At 44.7% G+C, this 18785-nt stretch carries 13 protein-coding genes; 5 read left to right on the plus strand and 8 right to left on the minus strand.

Annotated features, from left to right (window positions below):
* Positions 1 to 32: 32 nt before the first annotated feature.
* The 4 genes from PEB0122_RS06230 to galU form a co-directional block, all read right to left on the minus strand.
* Positions 33 to 1112, minus strand: coding sequence for an NAD(P)-dependent alcohol dehydrogenase (locus PEB0122_RS06230; protein ID WP_075916129.1), 1080 nt, complete (start codon positions 1110 to 1112; stop codon positions 33 to 35).
* 243 nt (positions 1113 to 1355) lie between these two features.
* A complete protein-coding gene (aldA, locus tag PEB0122_RS06235; protein ID WP_075916133.1) occupies positions 1356 to 2789 on the minus strand; it encodes an aldehyde dehydrogenase in 1434 nt (477 codons plus the stop codon).
* Between the two features lie 258 nt (positions 2790 to 3047).
* Entirely contained in the window at positions 3048 to 4040 is a 993-nt protein-coding gene (locus PEB0122_RS06240) for a KpsF/GutQ family sugar-phosphate isomerase (protein ID WP_075914980.1), read from the minus strand.
* Between the two features lie 48 nt (positions 4041 to 4088).
* Entirely contained in the window at positions 4089 to 4970 is an 882-nt protein-coding gene (gene galU, locus PEB0122_RS06245; protein WP_075870249.1) for a UTP--glucose-1-phosphate uridylyltransferase GalU, read from the minus strand.
* A gap of 403 nt (positions 4971 to 5373) precedes the next feature.
* On the opposite strand from galU, the gene PEB0122_RS06250 reads away from it, so the two are divergent.
* The gene (locus PEB0122_RS06250) at positions 5374 to 6528 is read left to right on the plus strand and encodes a lytic murein transglycosylase (protein WP_404801506.1); all 1155 of its coding nucleotides are present in this window, start codon (positions 5374 to 5376) and stop codon (positions 6526 to 6528) included.
* 16 nt (positions 6529 to 6544) lie between these two features.
* Entirely contained in the window at positions 6545 to 7609 is a 1065-nt protein-coding gene (locus PEB0122_RS06255; protein ID WP_083650239.1) for an SGNH/GDSL hydrolase family protein, read from the plus strand.
* 322 nt (positions 7610 to 7931) lie between these two features.
* On the opposite strand, the gene PEB0122_RS06260 is transcribed toward PEB0122_RS06255, so the two are convergent.
* From PEB0122_RS06260 to PEB0122_RS06275, 4 genes are all read right to left on the minus strand, one after another.
* Positions 7932 to 8354 carry a metallopeptidase family protein gene (locus PEB0122_RS06260; protein ID WP_075870443.1) on the minus strand — a complete coding sequence of 141 codons (423 nt, stop codon included), beginning with the start codon at positions 8352 to 8354 and terminating at the stop codon, positions 7932 to 7934.
* Positions 8355 to 8464: 110 nt separating this feature from the next.
* Positions 8465 to 9070 carry a 3-isopropylmalate dehydratase small subunit gene (gene leuD, locus PEB0122_RS06265; protein WP_075870250.1) on the minus strand — a complete coding sequence of 202 codons (606 nt, stop codon included), beginning with the start codon at positions 9068 to 9070 and terminating at the stop codon, positions 8465 to 8467.
* 299 nt (positions 9071 to 9369) lie between these two features.
* Complete coding sequence (locus PEB0122_RS06270) at positions 9370 to 11394, minus strand: M3 family metallopeptidase (RefSeq protein ID WP_075916137.1); 2025 nt, start codon at positions 11392 to 11394, stop codon at positions 9370 to 9372.
* Between the two features lie 378 nt (positions 11395 to 11772).
* On the minus strand, positions 11773 to 13368 hold the full coding sequence (locus PEB0122_RS06275; RefSeq protein ID WP_225867805.1) for an ABC transporter substrate-binding protein: 1596 nt from the start codon (positions 13366 to 13368) through the stop codon (positions 11773 to 11775).
* 668 nt (positions 13369 to 14036) lie between these two features.
* Between PEB0122_RS06275 and mgtE the strand changes: the two genes are divergently transcribed.
* The 3 genes from mgtE to ppa all read left to right on the plus strand — a co-directional run bounded on the left by mgtE (position 14037) and on the right by ppa (position 18273).
* The gene (mgtE, locus tag PEB0122_RS06285) at positions 14037 to 15416 is read left to right on the plus strand and encodes a magnesium transporter (protein ID WP_075870253.1); all 1380 of its coding nucleotides are present in this window, start codon (positions 14037 to 14039) and stop codon (positions 15414 to 15416) included.
* Between the two features lie 431 nt (positions 15417 to 15847).
* Positions 15848 to 17677 (plus strand): translational GTPase TypA, encoded by a 1830-nt coding sequence (gene typA / locus PEB0122_RS06290; protein WP_075870445.1) that lies wholly within the window; start codon positions 15848 to 15850, stop codon positions 17675 to 17677.
* A 68-nt stretch (positions 17678 to 17745) separates the two neighbouring features.
* The gene (gene ppa / locus PEB0122_RS06295) at positions 17746 to 18273 is read left to right on the plus strand and encodes an inorganic diphosphatase (RefSeq protein ID WP_075870254.1); all 528 of its coding nucleotides are present in this window, start codon (positions 17746 to 17748) and stop codon (positions 18271 to 18273) included.
* Positions 18274 to 18785: the final 512 nt, after the last annotated feature.

Raw genomic sequence — 18785 nt, forward strand, 5'->3', positions numbered from 1 at the left:
GAGCCCGCTTTTTTATAAGTTATCGTACTTGTTCAGGCACCGGTTTTGATAGCTATTTTCATAACCCCGTCGCGTTGATGGGCAAACAGATCATAAGCTTTTTCAATGTCATCCAGCTTATAAGTATGTGTAACGAGCGGGCGCAAATCGACGCTGCCATTTTCTACAACATTCATCAAACGACGCATACGTTCTTTACCACCGGGACAAAGGCCGCTGACAATATCAATATCACCAAGACCTGAACGATAACCCGCTAGCGGTATTTTCAGATCGTTGGAATAAACGCCTAAACTGGACAAGGTGCCACCGGGGCGAAGAACATTAAGACAAGATTCGAAAGTCGGTTGCGTTCCCAAAGCTTCAATAGCAACGTCAACACCACGTCTATCCGTCAAACGCATAATTTCGTCAACAGCATTGCAAGCTTTGAAATCGACCACATGAGTTGCACCAAGCTTTTTTGCCATCTCCATACGTGTTGGCACCGTGTCAACGCCAATGATTGTTGTTGCGCCGCACAATTTGGCGCCGGCAACAGCGCTCAAGCCGATTGGCCCCAATGCCCAGACAACAACAATATCACCGATTTTTACTCCGCCGCGTTCGGCACCTGAAAAACCGGTCGACATAATATCGGGACACATCAATACTTGTTCATCGGTGAGATTGTCAGGAATGACACATAGATTTGCCGCGGCGTCATTAACACGCAAAAATTCCGCTTGCGCACCGTCAATAGTGTTACCGAATTTCCAGCCGCCCAACGCTTCAAAGCCATGTTTCGTATGCGGACCATCTTGCGAACCGCATCCGCACATACATGCGTTTGAAATGCCGCTTGGCGTAATTGCACCTGCAATCACACGTTGCCCTTCTTTAAAACCTTTGACCTCCGACCCGAGCTTCTCAATAATTCCGACTGGTTCATGACCAATTGTCAGACCTTTTTTGACCGGATATTCGCCTTTAAGAATGTGAATATCGGTTCCGCAAATTGTAGTGGTTGTAATACGGATCAACGCATCCAACGGACCAATATCCGGGATAGGCTTGTCTTCCAGCACAATCCGGTTTTTTTCTACAAATACTGCAGCTTTCATTTTTGGCATGAAACATCCCTTTCAGCTTTTATCCTAGAGCCTTTCAGTATAGTTTAATATACTGGAAACAAATAAAAAGTGAAATAGTGTTTTTGTAATATTTATTTATACTATTAAAATATAATAAAAATTTAAAACGTAAAAAATACAATAAAATATATCAAAATATATTTTATCTATTTCAAATTAATCAGAAAGCACCTTGGTCGGGTGCTCTCTGAAAAACTATGCTATTATGCTCTAAATTGCAAATCAATTCTGGATATAGACAACATGGGTATGGGTATATTCGAGAATTCCATGTTTTCCATCAGCGCCACCAATACCCGATTTTTTAACACCGGCGTGAAAGCCCTGCATAGCCTCGAAATTCTCACGGTTGATGTAGGTTTCTCCGAACCGCAATTCGTTCGAGGCGCGCATAGCCGTCGAAAGATCTCTGGTGTAAATGGATGATGTCAGGCCATAGATCGTATCATTTGCCATTTCTATCGCTTCGTCCATTGTATCAAATGAAACAACGGGAAGAACCGGTCCGAACACTTCGTTCTGGACAATTTCCATTTTCTGTTTGCAATGGGCAAGCAATGTCGGCTGATAGAAATTACCATGTTTCATATCGGCGGGCTGACCGCCAACAAGACATTCGGCACCTTCTTTAAGTGCCCGCTCGACAAAACCGGAAACCGAAGACAAAGCCGACTTATTAATCAACGGCCCCATATCGGCATTGGCCATTTTTTCCGGATCGCCATAACGGACAGCCTTCATGGCCTTGCTCATTCGTTCAAGAAAGTCTGCCTCGATGGATTTATCAACATAAACCCGCTCTGCACAATTACAAACCTGACCGGTATTGATAACGCGTGAAGCAAGAATTGCCCGCACTGCAAGATCGAGATCGGCATCTTTGGCAACAATTGCCGGTGCTTTACCACCAAGTTCCAGATTGACTTTGGTGATGTTCTTTGCTGCAGCAGCCATAATACGAACGCCAGTGTCGACAGAACCGGTAAAGCTTAGCAGTCCGACATCCGGATTTTCGCAAATATTCTGACCGGTGGTCGAGCCACGCCCGAAAACCATATTGAATACACCCTTCGGCAAATCCGTATTGGCAACGATCTTGGCGAAAATTGAAGCATTGAGCGGAGTTTCGACGCTTGGCTTGATGACAATCGTATTGCCGACAAGAAGTGCCGGTGCCATTTTCCGGGCAATCAGGAAGAAAGGAAAATTCCACGGCAAAATACCGCCAACAACACCGATCGCCTGTCGCATCAACAAAATCGTTTCACCGGGGCGATCGGAAGGGATAATTTCCCCTTCAATGCGACGAGCCCAACCGGCCATATAATCCATGTAGTCGGCGGTAAAATTCGCTTCTACCTTGGCAAGTGCCTGGGTTTTCCCTTGTTCTCTGACCAGAATATTTGCGACCTCATCCGCATGCTCGCGCACTTTCTGGGCAATCTGCTTTAAAAATTTTGCACGTTCTATTGCCGGTAATTTCTCCCATGCCGGTTGTGCTTTTTTGGCCGCTGCAACCGCCCTGTCAACTTCCCCCTTCGGTGTATCATAGATTTCACCAATGACTTCATCGGTAGAAGGATTGGTAACAGGAATTGTCTTGCAGCCTTTGCAATCAACGAGTTTCCCGTCAATAAAATTAAGTTCTGGTGTCATAAAAATCCTCCACGTATTTCAGACGTCTATATCCATATTATGCAATAACATGGATAATGAAGGATAATCTCAAACTGCAAATTATGCAATTTTCCAAAATAAATGTTTTCAATTAGGATAATTCAAAATAATGCATCAACAAAAACCATTTTTATTCAAATAAATTTACAAATAAAAATAAATGTTTTACTTCGTTTAATGGTAAAATAACTAAACACTTAGCCGACGAATTAACGTTAAAAAATCCAGTAATATTTTTTAAATCGCACCAATTCTTAAGAGATCATGGAAATGGACAAGGCCAACCGGTTTTTTATTTTCGACAACCAGCAATGCACCGATTTTATGGTCATTAATTAAAGCCGTGGCAGCGCCGACCATCATATCGGGAGTGACAGTTTTGGGGTCTTTTGTCATAACATCGTTGACCGTCAGTTTCGAAAGATCACGATTGATGTTGCGGGCGAGGTCGCCATCTGTGACGATACCTTCAAGATAACCATCCTTATCGACAACTGCGACACAGCCGAAATGTTTTTCGGTGAGCACTTGCATGGCATCTTTCATCGGCGTGCCACTTTTTACAATCGGGATACGGTCGCCGCGGTGCATGATGTCACGAATGAATTTGAGATTTGCTCCGAGTGAACCGCCTGGATGAAAAATCTTGAAGTCACTTGCTGTAAATCCGCGCATTTCAAGAAGTGCGACGGCCAAGGCATCCCCCATTGCAAGCTGCATCGTGGTCGATGTTGTGGGAGCAAGTCCATGCGGGCAGGCTTCTTCAACTTTCGGCAAAAGCAACAATATATCGGCGGCTTGCCCCAAAGCCGATTGCGCACCTGATGTCAAAGCAATGAGAGGAATACGAAAACGGGCAGCATGGTTCAATATTCCACCAAGCTCGACCGTTTCACCAGACCAGGAAATGGCAAGAATAACATCCCCCACTTCGATCATTCCCAAATCACCGTGGTTTGCTTCCGCTGCGTGGACAAAAAATGCCGGCGTTCCGGTCGAAGCAAGAGTTGCCGCGATTTTTGTACCAATATGCCCACTTTTTCCGAGGCCCGTTACAATAACACGGCCTTTGGATTGAAGAATTTTATTAACAGCCTCGGCAAAAGGCTTGGCAAGACCATCGTTGAGCGCCTTTTTGATAGCCTCAAGTCCGGCCATTTCGACAGAAATTGTGTGATTTGCAGATAAAACTGCGTCTTTAGCGGAAAAATGAACGTCTTTATGGGTCATCATGACCCGATTTGATAAAGCAAATCGGGTCAGACGTCTACTGGAGTTTTATTTTTTTACATTCGCAAGAAGTGCTGTCAAAGGTGTAAAAACCTTTTCCCGCATATCAGAACGCGCGAGTGCAAAGGCGACATTCGCCTCGATAAATCCGGTCTTGGAACCGCAGTCATATGTTGCCCCTTCAAAGCGGTATCCATAAAAACTCTGACGTTCCGCGAGTGTGCGCATGCCATCCGTCAACTGGATTTCGTTTCCGGCACCTTTTTCTTGCCGTGCCAGAATGTCGAAGATTTCCGGCTGCAAAATATAACGACCATTGATATAAAGGTTGGAAGGAGCGGTGCCCTTTGCCGGTTTTTCCACCATTTGGGTTATTTCAAACCCATGGGCAACATTTTTGCCTTTGCCGACGATACCATATTTATGGGCCTCTTCCGGATCACATTCCTGAACAGCAATAATATTGCCACCGGTAGCCTCATAGAGACGCACCATTTCCGACAGACATCCTTTTTCAGCCTGCATGACCATATCCGGCAACAAAAGCGCAAATGGCTCATCGCCGACGAGTTCTCTTGCGCACCAAACTGCATGCCCTAGTCCCAAAGGTTGTTGCTGGCGTGTGAACGAGGTTGTGCCGGGCTGTGGCTGGATATCCTTCAGATGAGCCAGTTCCTCTTTCTTGCCACGTTCGGCAAGAGTTGTGTAAAGCTCTACTTGTGCATCGAAATAATCTTCGATAACCGCTTTGTTACGACCGGTGACGAAGATAAGGTGCTCAATGCCGGCTTCCCTTGCTTCATCAACCACATATTGGATGACCGGCTTGTCAACAACCGTGAGCATTTCCTTCGGAACCGACTTTGTTGCTGGTAAAAAACGTGTTCCAAGCCCCGCCACAGGGAAGACTGCTTTACGAATTTTTTTCAAACTGCTCTCCCGATATAATCGAATTCATATTTGACTTGGTCGCATTCTATAACGTTAAAGATGATAAATTCATGGCTCTTGCCATCATCTTTTTTCGCAAGATGCAATCTTAAGTGATGACTTTATAAAAGCCAAAGGCTAAATAAATTATCAATGAGGCTGTGAAAACGCCATTTTTCCTATTTAATTTTTTTCATAAAAAAGTACCATAAAGCATTCATCAAATTATCAAAATTGGATTATTATGATGAAAGAGTGCGTTTTTTGCAGAAAGCTGACGTTTTAGATGCGCGGAGCACATAAGACCATGAACGGCAATAATATCGAAGAAAAATCCGGAAAACCGATAAGCAGACGCTCGGCAGTTTTCGGCGGGGTCTGTTTCTTCAGTCTGGTTTATTCTATGCCTGCTTTGGCACTGAATTCTGACATTGCCTTCCGCCGCTGGGTTGCCGATTTCAAAAAGACGGCATTGAATGCCGGTATTACACCGGCAACTTTCAATCTCGCCTTCAAGGGAGTTGATTCTCCCGATCCCGAGGTTTTGAAAAAAGCTGCATATCAGCCGGAGTTTACTGATCCCACCTGGAATTATTTTGACAACCGCGTGCAGGATAATGCGATTGCACTCGGCCGTGCGCATGGCAAAAAATGGGCAAAATGGCTAAGCGCAATTGAAAAACGTTTTGGCGTCGATCGTAATATTCTTTTGGCAATATGGTCGATTGAATCCGATTTCGGAGAGGCTATGGATCGCGATACGGCGATGCGCGATGCCATTCGTTCGCTTGCTACTCTCGGGTTTGGCGACAAACGAAGAGCAAAATATGCACAAACACAGTTGATTGCCGCATTAAAAATTCTGCAGTCCGGCGATGTTGACAGGGCACATTTGCAGGGTTCCTGGGCCGGTGCATTGGGGCATACACAATTCATTCCAACAAGTTACCTTATCTATGCTGTGGATATGGATGGTGACGGCAAACGCGATATTTGGACATCGGTGCCTGATGCTCTGGCAACTGCAGCCAACCTTTTGAAGAAAAATGGATGGCAGGAAGGCCGCGGCTGGGGCTATGAAGTCATTCTGCCTGAAAACGGCAAATTCCCGCCCGGTTCGCTTACACTTTCCGAATGGGCAAAAATGGGGGTCAAACGTGCCGATGGCAAGCCGTTTGCAAATCCTTCGGATAAAGCAACCTTGAAACTTCCTGATGGGCGCAAGGGGCCGGTATTTCTGGTCACAAGGAATTTCTTCGTTATTAAACGTTATAACAGTGCCGATCGTTACGCATTGGCTGTAGGTCTTCTGTCCGACCGTATTGCAGGTCGTCCGGGACTGGTCAAAGATTGGAACCGTCCATTTTCGCCGCTCAGCATTCAAGAACGGCAGGAATTGCAAACGAGATTGACGAAAATGGGGTATTATCATGGCAACATCGACGGCAAAAATGGAGAAATAACCAAGAAAGCTATTCAGGCTTTTCAAAGCCGTAACGGTTTGCCAACTGATGGTAACCCGAGCCGTGAATTATTGACAATTCTGCGTAGTCGTTAAATCCGGAAAACTGTTGATGAAAAAAATACTACGGTTCGTCGTACTACTTTTGCCGCTTGGTATGTTGGCATTTGCGCCTCAGAGTGCCGACGCGCGTAATCTTTTCGACATTATTTTCGGACGCAAACAACAGGCGCAACCGGCCTATCCTCCGCCCCCGCCACCGGTGAAGAAAAAACGCGTTGTCAAGTCGCCAGTGCCTCAGAAAACCAATCAGAAAGAGCCGAATGCAAAACGCGTTCTCGTATTGGGTGACTTTGTAGGAAATGCCGTTGCCGACGGATTGAACCAGCTTTACGCAGAAAACCCGAATATCGTTATACTAACCTCGACAAACTTGTCTTCAGGTTTAGTAAATGACAATCATTATAATTGGCTCGATAATATCCCCAAGCTCGTTGCCAAGGACAAACCCGACATTATTGTTATGACACTGGGCGCCAATGATAATCAAACGATAAAATCCGGTGACAAGACGATCAATGCCGGAGACAAAGAATGGAGTGACAATTATCGCCAACGAATTGTTGCACTCTCTTCAGCGCTCAAACAAACAGGAAAACCGTTTTTGTGGCTGGGCAACCCTTCGTTCAAAGACCCGCAACTCAGTCAGACCATTTCTTTACTCAACAGGCTTTACAAACAACAAATGGAAGCTGCCGGCGGCCATTTTGTTGATGTCTGGGAAGGATTTGTCGATGATCAGGGAAAGTTTGCACTTTCCGGTTATGACGTAAACGGGCAAACTGTGCGGCTTCGGGCCAATGACGGAATTAACTTTACCAGTGCCGGCAAAAAGAAGCTCGCCTTCTATCTTGAAAAACCGTTGGAAAATATCATCAATTTGAATAGCAACGATGCCTCTGACAAGGTCAAGGTTGATCCGAACGGTCCAGTCATTTCTATCTTGCCGCGAGATGTTGATCGCGTTGCGCCTATAGGATTTTATGATATGGCAGGGCAAAACAACGGGTTGTTGGGAGACACAGAAACACCAAAGCCCGAAAAAGCGGAAGACCATTGGGTGCCTAAAAATGGCAAAGAGCTCGGGCGTGCGGATAACTTTTCTTCTCTCCAGTAAAATCGGTCATTAAAATCAACTGAAAAGCGATCGGCAACGTGTGCTAGAATATAATTCACGCATAGAGAATAATTGTTAAAAACAATTGCCGATCGAAGGTGCACAGACATCTAAATTCCAGAGCAGCACTTGAACCCGATTTTCAAGTTGTTTGTTAAAAACTTTCAGTAAATTCTTTCCACCTTATCACATCGAATTGGCACACAAACAGCCAGTAGAGCCGGATATGTTCGTTGGTAAAGGGATCGAATAAAATAAAAGTTGTGACCGGTTATAATGGGAGCTTAAAAATTACCGAAAAACAGAAAGTCCGCTTTTTCTTTTATACGACAGCTTCTTCTATTTCATCCAATGTATCGTCGGATAAGCCGAAATTGCGTCCGATTTCCTGAATAAGAACATGGGTGATGATATCACCAAGCGCTTCATCATTTTCTGTCCAATAATCAAGGATTGGCCGTCTGAACAATGTAATCCTGTTGGTCTCGTTACCGGTATTCAGAGAAAAGCGTTCGCTAATGCCTTGTCCTTCAAACAGCCCCAAAAGTTCAAAGGGGGATTCCAGTCCCATATCGTCCATCATCTGGTCATCAGGAAAATCTGTGACCGAAATAACAAGATTGTCGCAGAGAACGCGAAATCTCGATGGCAAATTTGCAAACGCGTTGCGGGCAATTGAATCAATTTCATTCAGACTTGGAGACAAGCGGGTAGCCCAGTTATGACTATGATCTGTTCTAGCCATATAAATTACATGCTCCGTTTCACTCATTAAAACACACCAGATCGCCAGTGTGTGAAAGCGGCAATTTTCAATTGCTGCAAATTAATTTCGATATCTAAGACCTGATTTATTCAAGCCCATGGATGCGCTTTTGCGTTCCTCTTCTCGAAAGAATCGATTTCGGAAACTTTGCGCATGGTGAGCCCGATATCGTCGAGACCATTCAACAGGCAATGACGACGAAATTCGTCAACATCAAATTTCAAAGTGCCACCATCAGGACCATGAATTTCCTTTTTTTCAAGGTCGATTGTCATCGTTGCATTGGCACCACGTTCTGCATCTTCCATCAGTTTTTGTAAATCTTCGGGGCTGACGATGATCGGCAAAATTCCGTTTTTAAAACAGTTATTATAAAAAATATCGGCAAATGAGGTCGATATAACGCACCTTATGCCGAAATCGGCCAATGCCCATGGTGCATGTTCCCGCGAGGAACCGCAACCGAAATTATCGCCCGCAACAATGATTTTTGCATGACGATAGGCAGGCTTGTTCAAAACAAAATCAGGATTTTCCGAACCGTCATCGCGATAGCGCATATCTGCGAAGAGCCCTTTTCCAAGGCCGGTACGCTTGATTGTTTTCAAATAATTTTTCGGAATGATCATATCGGTGTCGATATTAACCACCGGCATTGGCGCTGCAACGCCCGTCAGTGTTGTGAACTTTTCCATTTTTCAAAATCCGAATTTTAGAGTTTTTCCAATGTCTCTTACTACTGCACGATTAAGCTGTCAAAAGCGAAGGAATTCAAGTTTTTCTTAACCCATATCTCCAAGATAAAGCTTGGAAATTGCCTCTAACCACCTAATTTTTTAGTTCTCATTTCAATTCTTTTAGCTTTTCCGATTATTCCAATCGAATGTTCCGGTTTTAAATTTTTATACGCGGTTTTTGGATAATACCAAAAATCGGATGAGAAGATTTTTCCCCTCATCCGATTGGATAAAATCAAGCCAAACAATATTTCCAATCAAATTCCGCGTTTTCTCATCAACGCATCAGGGCTCGGCAAGCGGCCGCGAAATGCCTTGTAGAGTTCTTCGGGATCACGGCTGCCGCCGGCTGAATAAATATATTTTTTCAGTTTTTCCGCCGTTTGCGGGTCAAAGGCATTGCCGGTTTCTTCAAAGGCCTCGAAGGCATCTGAATCAAGAACTTCCGCCCACATGTAGGAGTAATAGCCTGCCGAATAACCGTCACCGGTAAAAACATGAGTGAAATGCGGCGGACGGTGACGCATTATAATTGCTTTCGGCATACCCAATTTTTTCAACTCATTTTTTTCGAATTCGGTCGGGTCATCAACCTTTCCGCCAGCATGGAAAGCCATATCAACAAGTGCGGAGGCAGTAAATTCGACAGCATCGAAACCGCCATTGAAAGTACGCGCAGCGAGAACCTTGTCAAGCAGCTCCTGTGGCATAGGTTCGCCGGTTTTGACGTTTCTGGCATAAGTTTTCAATGTTTCAGGAACAGTGACCCAATGTTCGAACAATTGCGAAGGCAGTTCGACAAAATCTCTTGCCACAGAGGTTCCCGAAACCGATGGCCATTTAACTTCCGATAGCAATCCATGGAGAGCATGTCCGAATTCGTGAAACAGGGTTCGCGCATCGTCCAATGACAAAAGTGCCGGTTTTCCCTTGGGCGGTTTGGCAAAGTTACAAATATTGTAGATGATCGGTTTACGCCCTTTTCCCAGATGATGTTCGGTTTGCAATTCACTCATCCATGCGCCGGAACGTTTGCTCGGGCGCGCAAAATAATCACCAATGAAAAGCCCGCGTAAGCTTCCGTCAGGATTTTTTACTTCGAAAAGTCTGGCATCCTGATGCCACAGTGGTACTCCATGTTTTTCTTCGAAAGTTACACCAAAAAGCTTCTTTGCCGTGGCGAATGCGGCTTCAATCATTTTATTCAGTTCGAAATAGACTTTGACCGAAGCTTCGTCGAAGGAGAACAATTTGGTGCGCAGTTTCTCGGCATAATATCGCCAATCCCAAGCAGCCAACTCGTCATTGCTCCCCGTTTGCGCTGCCAGTTTTTGTAGCTCTTCTGCTTCTTTCTCAGCCTTTGCAACAGCCCGCTTCCAGACCGGCATTAAAAGTTTCATCACATTATCGGGCGTTTTAGCCATTGTGTTGTCAAGTTTGAAATCGGCAAAGGATTTGAAGCCAAGAAGCTTTGCCTTTTCATCACGCAATGCCACAATCTCGCTGATAATCTTCCGGTTGTCATTCTTATTGCCATTTTCGCCGCGCTTTGCCCATGCTTCAAAAGCAATCTGACGCAAATCCCGACGGTCGGAAAAAGTAAGAAACGGTTCCACAACAGAACGAGCGAGTGTCAATGCATAGGAATCCGTTTTTCCCCTTTCGTTTGCCGTCTCCTTCATCGTCGCAATAAGGTCATCGGGAAGGCCTGCCAGATCCTTTTTTTCTAGATAAAGAACCCACTCGGCTTCATCATTCAACACATGTTGACCGAACTGCGCGCCAAGCAAGGCCAGTCTCTCGTTTATCTCTGCCAGCCTTTTTTTGTCCTTTTCATCAAGAAGTGCACCGTTACGAACAAAACCTTTCCAAGTAAGCTCGATCACACGCGTGGTTTCGGCATCGAATGCGTTTTTCTTCGCTTCATCATGAAGGGCATTGATTTTTGCAAAAAGTCGCGGATCCATCATCAATTTTGAAGAATAACGAGATAACTTCGGTACGAAATCCTGTTCCAATTGCTGAATGAGATCATTGCTATAGGCACCCGAACGGAGAAAGAAAACCGAACATACATGGTCAAGAGGCTGACCTGCCAGTTCGAACGACTGTAAAAAACCGTCAATCGTGGCAGGTTCCGGAGAGGCAGCGATTTGTTCGATTTCGGCTTCGGCATCTTTTAATGCTTCTTCGAAAGCCGGCTTGAAATCTTCATCGCGAATCTTTGAAAAATCGGGCAAACCTTCAAAGCCGGACCACTCCAGCAACGCCGTTTTTGACATATTTTTTCTCCAATAATTTTGCTGCAATTCACTTGCAATTGGTCAATACGTTATTCATGTAATGATTAAAACTATGAATGCCAGCATTCCGGGAACACTTTTAGACAATTACGAAAACAGTTTAAAACAGGCAATCGATTTCATTAAAGCGATATTGTTACGTCTCCCGATTATCCAACATAGGCTTTCTCACAACATTTTATCGCAAATAGTGCGTTAAAAATTCGACAGACACATCGTAGGATTTTAAAATTTTTTTGTAGATGCTGTATTTTTAAAAATTAAAATTAGCAAATAACAAAGGGCAAACCCGAATTACAGTCCATTTTAATGAATTTTCATCTGCCACTCAAAGTTAAGGTAAAAGTCGCCTGCTCTTCAATCCTTATACATATTTGAAAATCTTATCATGCCATCCGGATAAGGATGGAAACCATGGAGTTTTTTGGTGTAGGCATAGATATAATCGGGATGACCCAGATAGATGATCGGCATATCTTCCTGAAGCACAGATGCAGCATAATGATAAAGATCGGCTCTTTCTGCCGGATCAAGTGTTTCACGGGCAGCCGACAATTTTTTATCAAGGTCGGGATTGCAATATTTACCGATATTGTCACCCCCTTCACATGTCACGAACCAATAAACATTTCCATCCGGATCAATTCGCCCGCTCCATTTTTGTGCCGAAACTTCGAAATTGCCTTGGCTATTATCGGCAGCAAGTTTGGTTTCCTCTTTGGGATGAAGGCTTACATTGAAACCGGCTTCATCTGCCATCAGCTTTATAGCCTGCATCGCTTGAACAACAGTCGGTTCATTGCTGTGGGAAATCTGAACGTCGATTTTCTGATTTGCAAAACCGGCTTGTTGAATGAGCTCGCGCGCTTTTTCAAGATTGCGCGGAGGAACCGGATAGCCTGAATTGAACCAGATTGTATCAGGTGCCCATGGCTGGTTGCCAACAACCATCGCACCGCCATAAACATTATCGCGAATAGAAGCGCGATCAATGGCAAGAGAAAATGCTTGCCGCAGCAGTTTTTGTTGTCCAAGTGGCGTTGCTGCCCTGCTTCCGTTCGCTATATTGATCGTTAAAGCAATATAGGCTTCACTTGCCATTCTTTCAGTTTGGAGGCGGGATACTGTTTTTGCTTTAGCAAAATCACCCGAAGAAAGTCTATCGGTCATATCGACAATTCCGGCACGCAAATTCGAAAAACGCACGGATGGATCTTCAATCGACAAAAAAGTCACCCGATCAAGTTTGATTTCTTGGCTATTCCAATAACGATCAAATTTTTCCAGAACAATCCGGTCGTGAGGAACATGCTCGACAAAACGAAAAGGTCCGGCACAAACGGGTTTGAGACCGAAGTCACTTCCCATTTCGCGGGCTGCCTTGGGAGAAACCATCACCCCTGCCCGATCGGCCAGATGTGATAAAAGTGCGGCATCAGGATATTTCAATTTAATTGTCACTTCAAACGGTCCCGTCGCTTCGATTCCGGAAACCGAGGACAACTCGTTTTCGCGAACAGAATGCGAAAAACTCATGGCCCGTTTTAAGGAATAAATGGCCGCATCGGCATTAAACGGCGTGCCATCGTGAAAGATGACATCTTTTCGTAAGTGCAACTTCAAAGTCTTTCCATCGTCGGAAAAACTCCAACTTTGAGCAAGTTCGGGAACAAAATCCGCTTCTCTCGAAATATCGATAAGTTTGTCGCACATAGCAGTATAAACAAGCCGCCCTGAAAAAGTTTTGGCTAAAGCAGGATCAAGATTGTCCGGATCATCCTGCAGAGCAATTTTTAATTCCGAGGCAATTGCCGGTGCACAGAGTAATGCCGGCGCACAGAGTAAAAAAATGCCGCATCCGGATAGAAGGCACGCTAATAAATATCTTGTTGCTGTTTTGAGCAATAAGACCGATTTTCCGGTCAATCGAGAAAAATCGTTCAAGCGTTTCACATCAATCTCTATTCGTGGTTATGCTCTGCCTCACACCCTGAAGGTGGCAAATGAAGCAATTCATTCTATTCACCGATTGTTCCTCATCAACAATAGCGTTTTTGTCACCAATTGCCATAGCGGAAATTATTATCAAAAAGATACAAAGGTAAATAGTCGTCTTCATTATTACATCTTATTTTGAATTTAAAAAATCAATAAAACAATTTAACTAATTTTCAAAAAATATCTTCGATGAAAAATATTTCATTTTTTCAATATAAATTATTCAATGATAATAAATTTATATATAATAATATATCTATTTATAATTATCATTAAATATATTATTCAACGGATAGGCTGTTGCACTCAGGAATCGCGCCACTACAAAACAAGTTCATTCAATCCGTTCGGCTCTATAAGCCTTTTAAAAAGCAATTCTTTAAATGAAACATGCCGCATGAAAAGCAATCGATCGGACTTGAAATTTCCACTGTTTTTTGGCTTTTCAGGAATAAAAGTGACTGATAGCCAAACAGTGCTTGACTTTCGGTCAAAACATAACAATTGAAACATCTGCGTAGGGAAATGCTCCCCCCACATGATCTGTCGGGATGTCAAACCTGTACGACAGGTTACCCCACAGGTTGAATGTCCGTAACGAACTGTCCTTAAGGAGCTCCATCATGACTGAAAACCAGACTTCAGCATTTGATGTCAAAACGCTGTCTGCTGAGGCGCTTGCCGAGCGCTTGAGCCGTCTGCATTTTGCCGACGCTGTCGATGTCATCAACGATCTCGACATTGTCGAACGAGTGAACGTGTTCAAATTTTTGCCAATCGAATATGCTATCGAGCTGTTCGACAAGCCGGAGCTTGACGAGCCGGGACAAATTCTTGAAATGCTGCCTACAGATCGTTCTGTCATCATTCTTGACGGAATGTCCGCCGACCAGGCTGTAGATGTATTTCAGGAAATGGACGAGGCTACGCGTGCCAAACTTTATCCTCTCCTGAAGCCACTAACCCGTGCGGAAATGAAAAAGCTGTCAAGTTATCCTGATGGCACCGCCGGCGCTTTGATGACAACCGAATTTATTGCCGTTCCTTCCACCTGGACGGTTCGTCAAACACTTGACCATATCCGTGATGTCGAACGTACGCGCGAGACAGTTTATGCAAGTTATGTCATTAATCCCGAAACCAGTGTTCTTATCAAAGCAGTTTCACTCAGAAATCTTATCCTCGCCAATCCTGACGATACGATTCTTGATGCAGCAACGAATGGCGAACCGATCAAGATTGGTCCTTTGACCGATCAGGAAGAGGTCGCACGCCTGTTCCGGCGTCACGATCTGCTCTCGGTTCCGGTTGTTGACGAAACAGACCACGTGATCGGCATCGTGACGGTCGATGACGTGCTTGATGCGATGACCGAAGAAATGAGTGAAGATGCTTATAAATTCGGTGGTATGGAAGCACTCGACAAGCCTTACATGGATATCGGTTTTATCGATATGATGAAGAAACGTGGCGGTTGGCTTGCCGTTCTGTTTCTGGGCGAAATGTTGACTGCCAGTGCCATGCAACATTTTGAAGTCGAACTTGAAAAGGCAATTGTTCTTACCCTCTTTATTCCGCTTATCATGAGTTCGGGTGGTAATTCCGGTTCACAGGCAACATCACTTATCATTCGTGCACTTGCATTGAGAGAACTTGAACTCAAAGATTGGTGGAAAGTTGCTTTAAGAGAAATACCGGCAGGCGTGTCTTTGGGCGCCATGCTCGGATTGATCGGAGTTATACGTATTATCGTTTGGCAAAAAACCGGAATATACGATTATGGTGAGCATTGGGTGCTGGTGGCCATAACCGTGGGATCCGCCCTTATCGGCATTGTTATGTTCGGATGTCTCACGGGCTCGATGCTTCCATTCCTCCTGAACCGTCTGGGATTTGACCCGGCAAGTGCTTCGGCACCTTTTGTCGCAACACTGGTCGATGTAACCGGTATTGTTATCTATTTTTCTGTCGCTGCACTTATTTTGAGCGGCACACTTTTGTGAGTCCCTGTTTAAGGCCGCCGTTCTTTTCAAGATTGAACAGCGGCCATGACTCTAAAAAGGTACAATCGGGATTTACAAGTAAATTTCGCGCGTGCCGACATAGATTTTTGTGGCAATTTAAAACTAAGGCCTAATAGAATAGTTGCAGCGCGCTTCTCGATTTTCTCTATGAATTACGTGAATTTTTTAACAATTATTTTGCTTGAGAGAAGGCCTTTGACAGCGAGATATTGATTAGGCAATCGACTATTCTCATATAATGGAAAGAATGCCTTTGAAGGTTCAAAGTTATGATAATGAGTTTATCTTAGCTAAAAAAGGTTTCCCCCTCTTCCAAAAACCGTAAAAAACTTGTAAGAGGCATGCAACACCATGCGGCAGCTTTTTGTTGCCGTATTTTCGAAATTTCAGTGAACGAAAAGAAGATTTACATGCAATTGCGCAATATTGCAATCATTGCCCACGTTGACCACGGTAAAACAACCCTTGTGGATGGGCTACTAAAGCAATCAGGAAATTTCCGCCAAAATCAACGCACTGGCGAGCGTATGATGGATTCCAACGATATTGAAAAAGAACGTGGAATTACCATTCTTGCCAAAGTTACTTCTGTCGTATGGAAAGATACGCGTATCAATATCGTTGATACCCCTGGTCACGCCGATTTCGGCGGCGAAGTGGAACGTATCCTTAATATGGTGGATGGTGCCATTGTTCTGGTAGATGCTGCTGAAGGCCCGATGCCGCAAACAAAATTTGTTGTTGGCAAAGCCTTGAAGGTTGGCCTGCGTCCGATTGTTGCCATTAACAAGATCGACCGCCCCGACGCACGTCCTGAAGAAGTTATCAATGAAGTTTTTGATCTGTTTGCCGCCCTTGACGCAACAGATGAACAACTCGATTTCCCGATCCTTTATGGTTCCGGTCGCGATGGCTGGATGGCCGAAAGCCCCGATGGCCCGAAAGATCAGGGGTTGGCACCTTTGTTCGATATGGTCGTGCGCCACGTACCGGCTCCGACTGTTGCTCCGGGCCCCTTCACGATGATCGGTACTATTCTGGAAGCCGATCCATTTTTGGGACGTATCATCACAGGCAGAATTCACTCCGGTAAAATCAAACCGAACCAGGCTGTAAAAGTTCTCGACCAGCAGGGTAATCTTGTTGAAACCGGCAGAATTTCAAAAATTCTTGCCTTTCGCGGGCTTGAGCGTCAACCTATCGAAGAAGGTGACGCAGGCGATATCGTTGCAATTGCCGGTCTGCAAAAAGGTACCGTTGCCGACACATTCTGTGACCCGTCAGTAACCGAGCCTTTGAAGGCGCAGCCGATTGATCCGCCGACAGTAACAATGAGTTTCCTTGTTAACGACAGTCCGCTTGCCGGCACAGAAGGTGACAAAGTTACAAGTCGTGTTATTCGTGACCGTTTGCTCAAAGAGGCCGAAGGTAACGTTGCATTGAAAATCGAGGAATCGAAAGACAAGGATTCCTTCTATGTTTCAGGCCGTGGCGAATTGCAGCTTGCTGTTTTGATTGAAAATATGCGCCGTGAGGGCTTCGAACTTTCGGTTTCGCGTCCGCGCGTTGTCATGCATACCGACGAGAATGGCAACAAGCTTGAACCGGTCGAAGAAGTTGTCATTGACGTTGATGAGGAATATTCCGGCATTGTCGTCCAGAAAATGTCGGAACGTAAAGGCGAGATGATCGAGCTTAAGCCTTCAGGTGGAAATCGTGTCCGCATGGTCTTTTACGCACCTACACGAGGCCTTATCGGCTACCAATCGGAATTATTGACCGATACGCGTGGTACGGCTGTCATGAACCGCCTGTTCCACGACTATGAACCTTATAAGGGTGATATCGCCGGACGTACCAATGGTGTCATGATTTCCAATGATAATGGTGAATCGGTAGCCTATGCCCTGTTCAATCTCGAGGACCGCGGTCCGATGATTATTGATGCAGGTGTCAAGGTCTATCAAGGAATGATTATTGGCATCCATTCACGTGATAATGATTTGGACGTAAACGTCTTGAAGGGTAAAAAACTCACCAATGTTCGTGCTGCCGGAAAGGATGAGGCTGTGAAACTCACTCCTCCTATCAAAATGACATTGGAACGTGCGTTGTCGTGGATTCAGGATGACGAACTCGTCGAGGTTACGCCAAAGAACATTCGTCTGCGCAAGCTTTACCTCGATCCGATTGACCGTAAAAGAAACGGAAAGCCACGTCCGTCGGACAGTGCTGCCTGATTTTTGTCCATTCAAGCCGGATGCCGTAACGGTGTCCGGCTCTTCTTATTTCTGGAAAGGATGTCTCTATGAATATCGATTTGATCCCCATCGGCAAAAATCCGCCGGAAGATGTTAATGTTATCATCGAAGTGCCGGTCGGCGGGCAACCAATCAAATACGAAATGGATAAAAAGTCCGGTGCGCTCTTTGTTGATCGCTTCCTCTATACCCCGATGACCTATCCGGGCAATTATGGCTTCGTTCCGCACACATTGTCCGAAGATGGCGATCCGATTGATGTTCTCGTTCTCAACACTCGTCCGCTTGTTCCAGGCTGCGTTATCAATTGCCGCCCGATTGGTGCTTTGATCATGGAAGATGATGGCGGCAAAGATGAAAAAATCATTGCTGTTCCGACACCGAAAATGACACAACGTTATATTGACGTGCATGATTATGCCGATATGCCGGAAATAACCTTGAAACAGGTTGAACATTTTTTCCAGCATTATAAAGATCTCGAACCCGGCAAATGGGTGAAGATCGGCGGTTGGGAAGACGAAGATTTTGCCCGCGAACTTATCAACAAGGCTATCAAGCGCGCAAAAAAATAGTCCTGAGAAATAATTGATAGTTATCTATCAATCTGCATTAAACCCATCTCATTAAAACGCCCGTCAAACTTTGGCGGGCGTCGTTTTTTAATCAATTGTATAAACAATTTTCTCGGGCGTCTCTTATGTGTTTACTCGACCATCGCAATGACTGGCTGGCTTATTTGCTATCGCCAGTTTTATATTTGAATTGTAACCTACTTTGCGTGGTAGCGCCACTTGCGGCTCAACGAAATTCAGGGCTGTTCTGATAAGAGAAATTGCCGTCAAAAACATGCCGTTGACAAGCTGTTGATTTGCGATTTCACGTGAGTTTCCTATAAGCTTATCGGCGATAATTAATGGAAATCACTGAAAAAATAATATTATTTGCTTATGAAGACGAGACCTCATCAAAATGCCGTCGCGCTTAAAAAAATTTTTTCGATGTCTGTGCGCAACCAGTCTTTTTGATTAAAAGGTTGAAAATAGTTGGTGTAAAACGTGCCCCAATTCCGGTAAAAATTGTGCAA

Origin of the sequence: Ditibartonella apis, assembly GCF_001952075.1 — a bacterium.
Lineage (GTDB): Bacteria > Pseudomonadota > Alphaproteobacteria > Rhizobiales > Rhizobiaceae > Bartonella > Bartonella apis.

Bases quoted from the DNA above. Each gene is read 5' to 3' on its own strand.
- PEB0122_RS06230 (WP_075916129.1), bottom strand. From the start codon at position 1,112: ATGCCAAAAATGAAAGCTGCAGTATTTGTAGAAAAAAACCGGATTGTG.
- PEB0122_RS06240 (WP_075914980.1), bottom strand. From the start codon at position 4,040: ATGACCCATAAAGACGTTCATTTTTCCGCTAAAGACGCAGTTTTATCT.
- PEB0122_RS06270 (WP_075916137.1), bottom strand. From the start codon at position 11,394: ATGTCAAAAACGGCGTTGCTGGAGTGGTCCGGCTTTGAAGGTTTGCCC.
- PEB0122_RS06260 (WP_075870443.1), bottom strand. From the start codon at position 8,354: ATGGCTAGAACAGATCATAGTCATAACTGGGCTACCCGCTTGTCTCCA.
- mgtE (WP_075870253.1), top strand. From the start codon at position 14,037: ATGACTGAAAACCAGACTTCAGCATTTGATGTCAAAACGCTGTCTGCT.
- aldA (WP_075916133.1), bottom strand. From the start codon at position 2,789: ATGACACCAGAACTTAATTTTATTGACGGGAAACTCGTTGATTGCAAA.
- ppa (WP_075870254.1), top strand. From the start codon at position 17,746: ATGAATATCGATTTGATCCCCATCGGCAAAAATCCGCCGGAAGATGTT.
- leuD (WP_075870250.1), bottom strand. From the start codon at position 9,070: ATGGAAAAGTTCACAACACTGACGGGCGTTGCAGCGCCAATGCCGGTG.
- typA (WP_075870445.1), top strand. From the start codon at position 15,848: ATGCAATTGCGCAATATTGCAATCATTGCCCACGTTGACCACGGTAAA.
- PEB0122_RS06255 (WP_083650239.1), top strand. From the start codon at position 6,545: ATGAAAAAAATACTACGGTTCGTCGTACTACTTTTGCCGCTTGGTATG.
- PEB0122_RS06250 (WP_404801506.1), top strand. From the start codon at position 5,374: ATGCCTGCTTTGGCACTGAATTCTGACATTGCCTTCCGCCGCTGGGTT.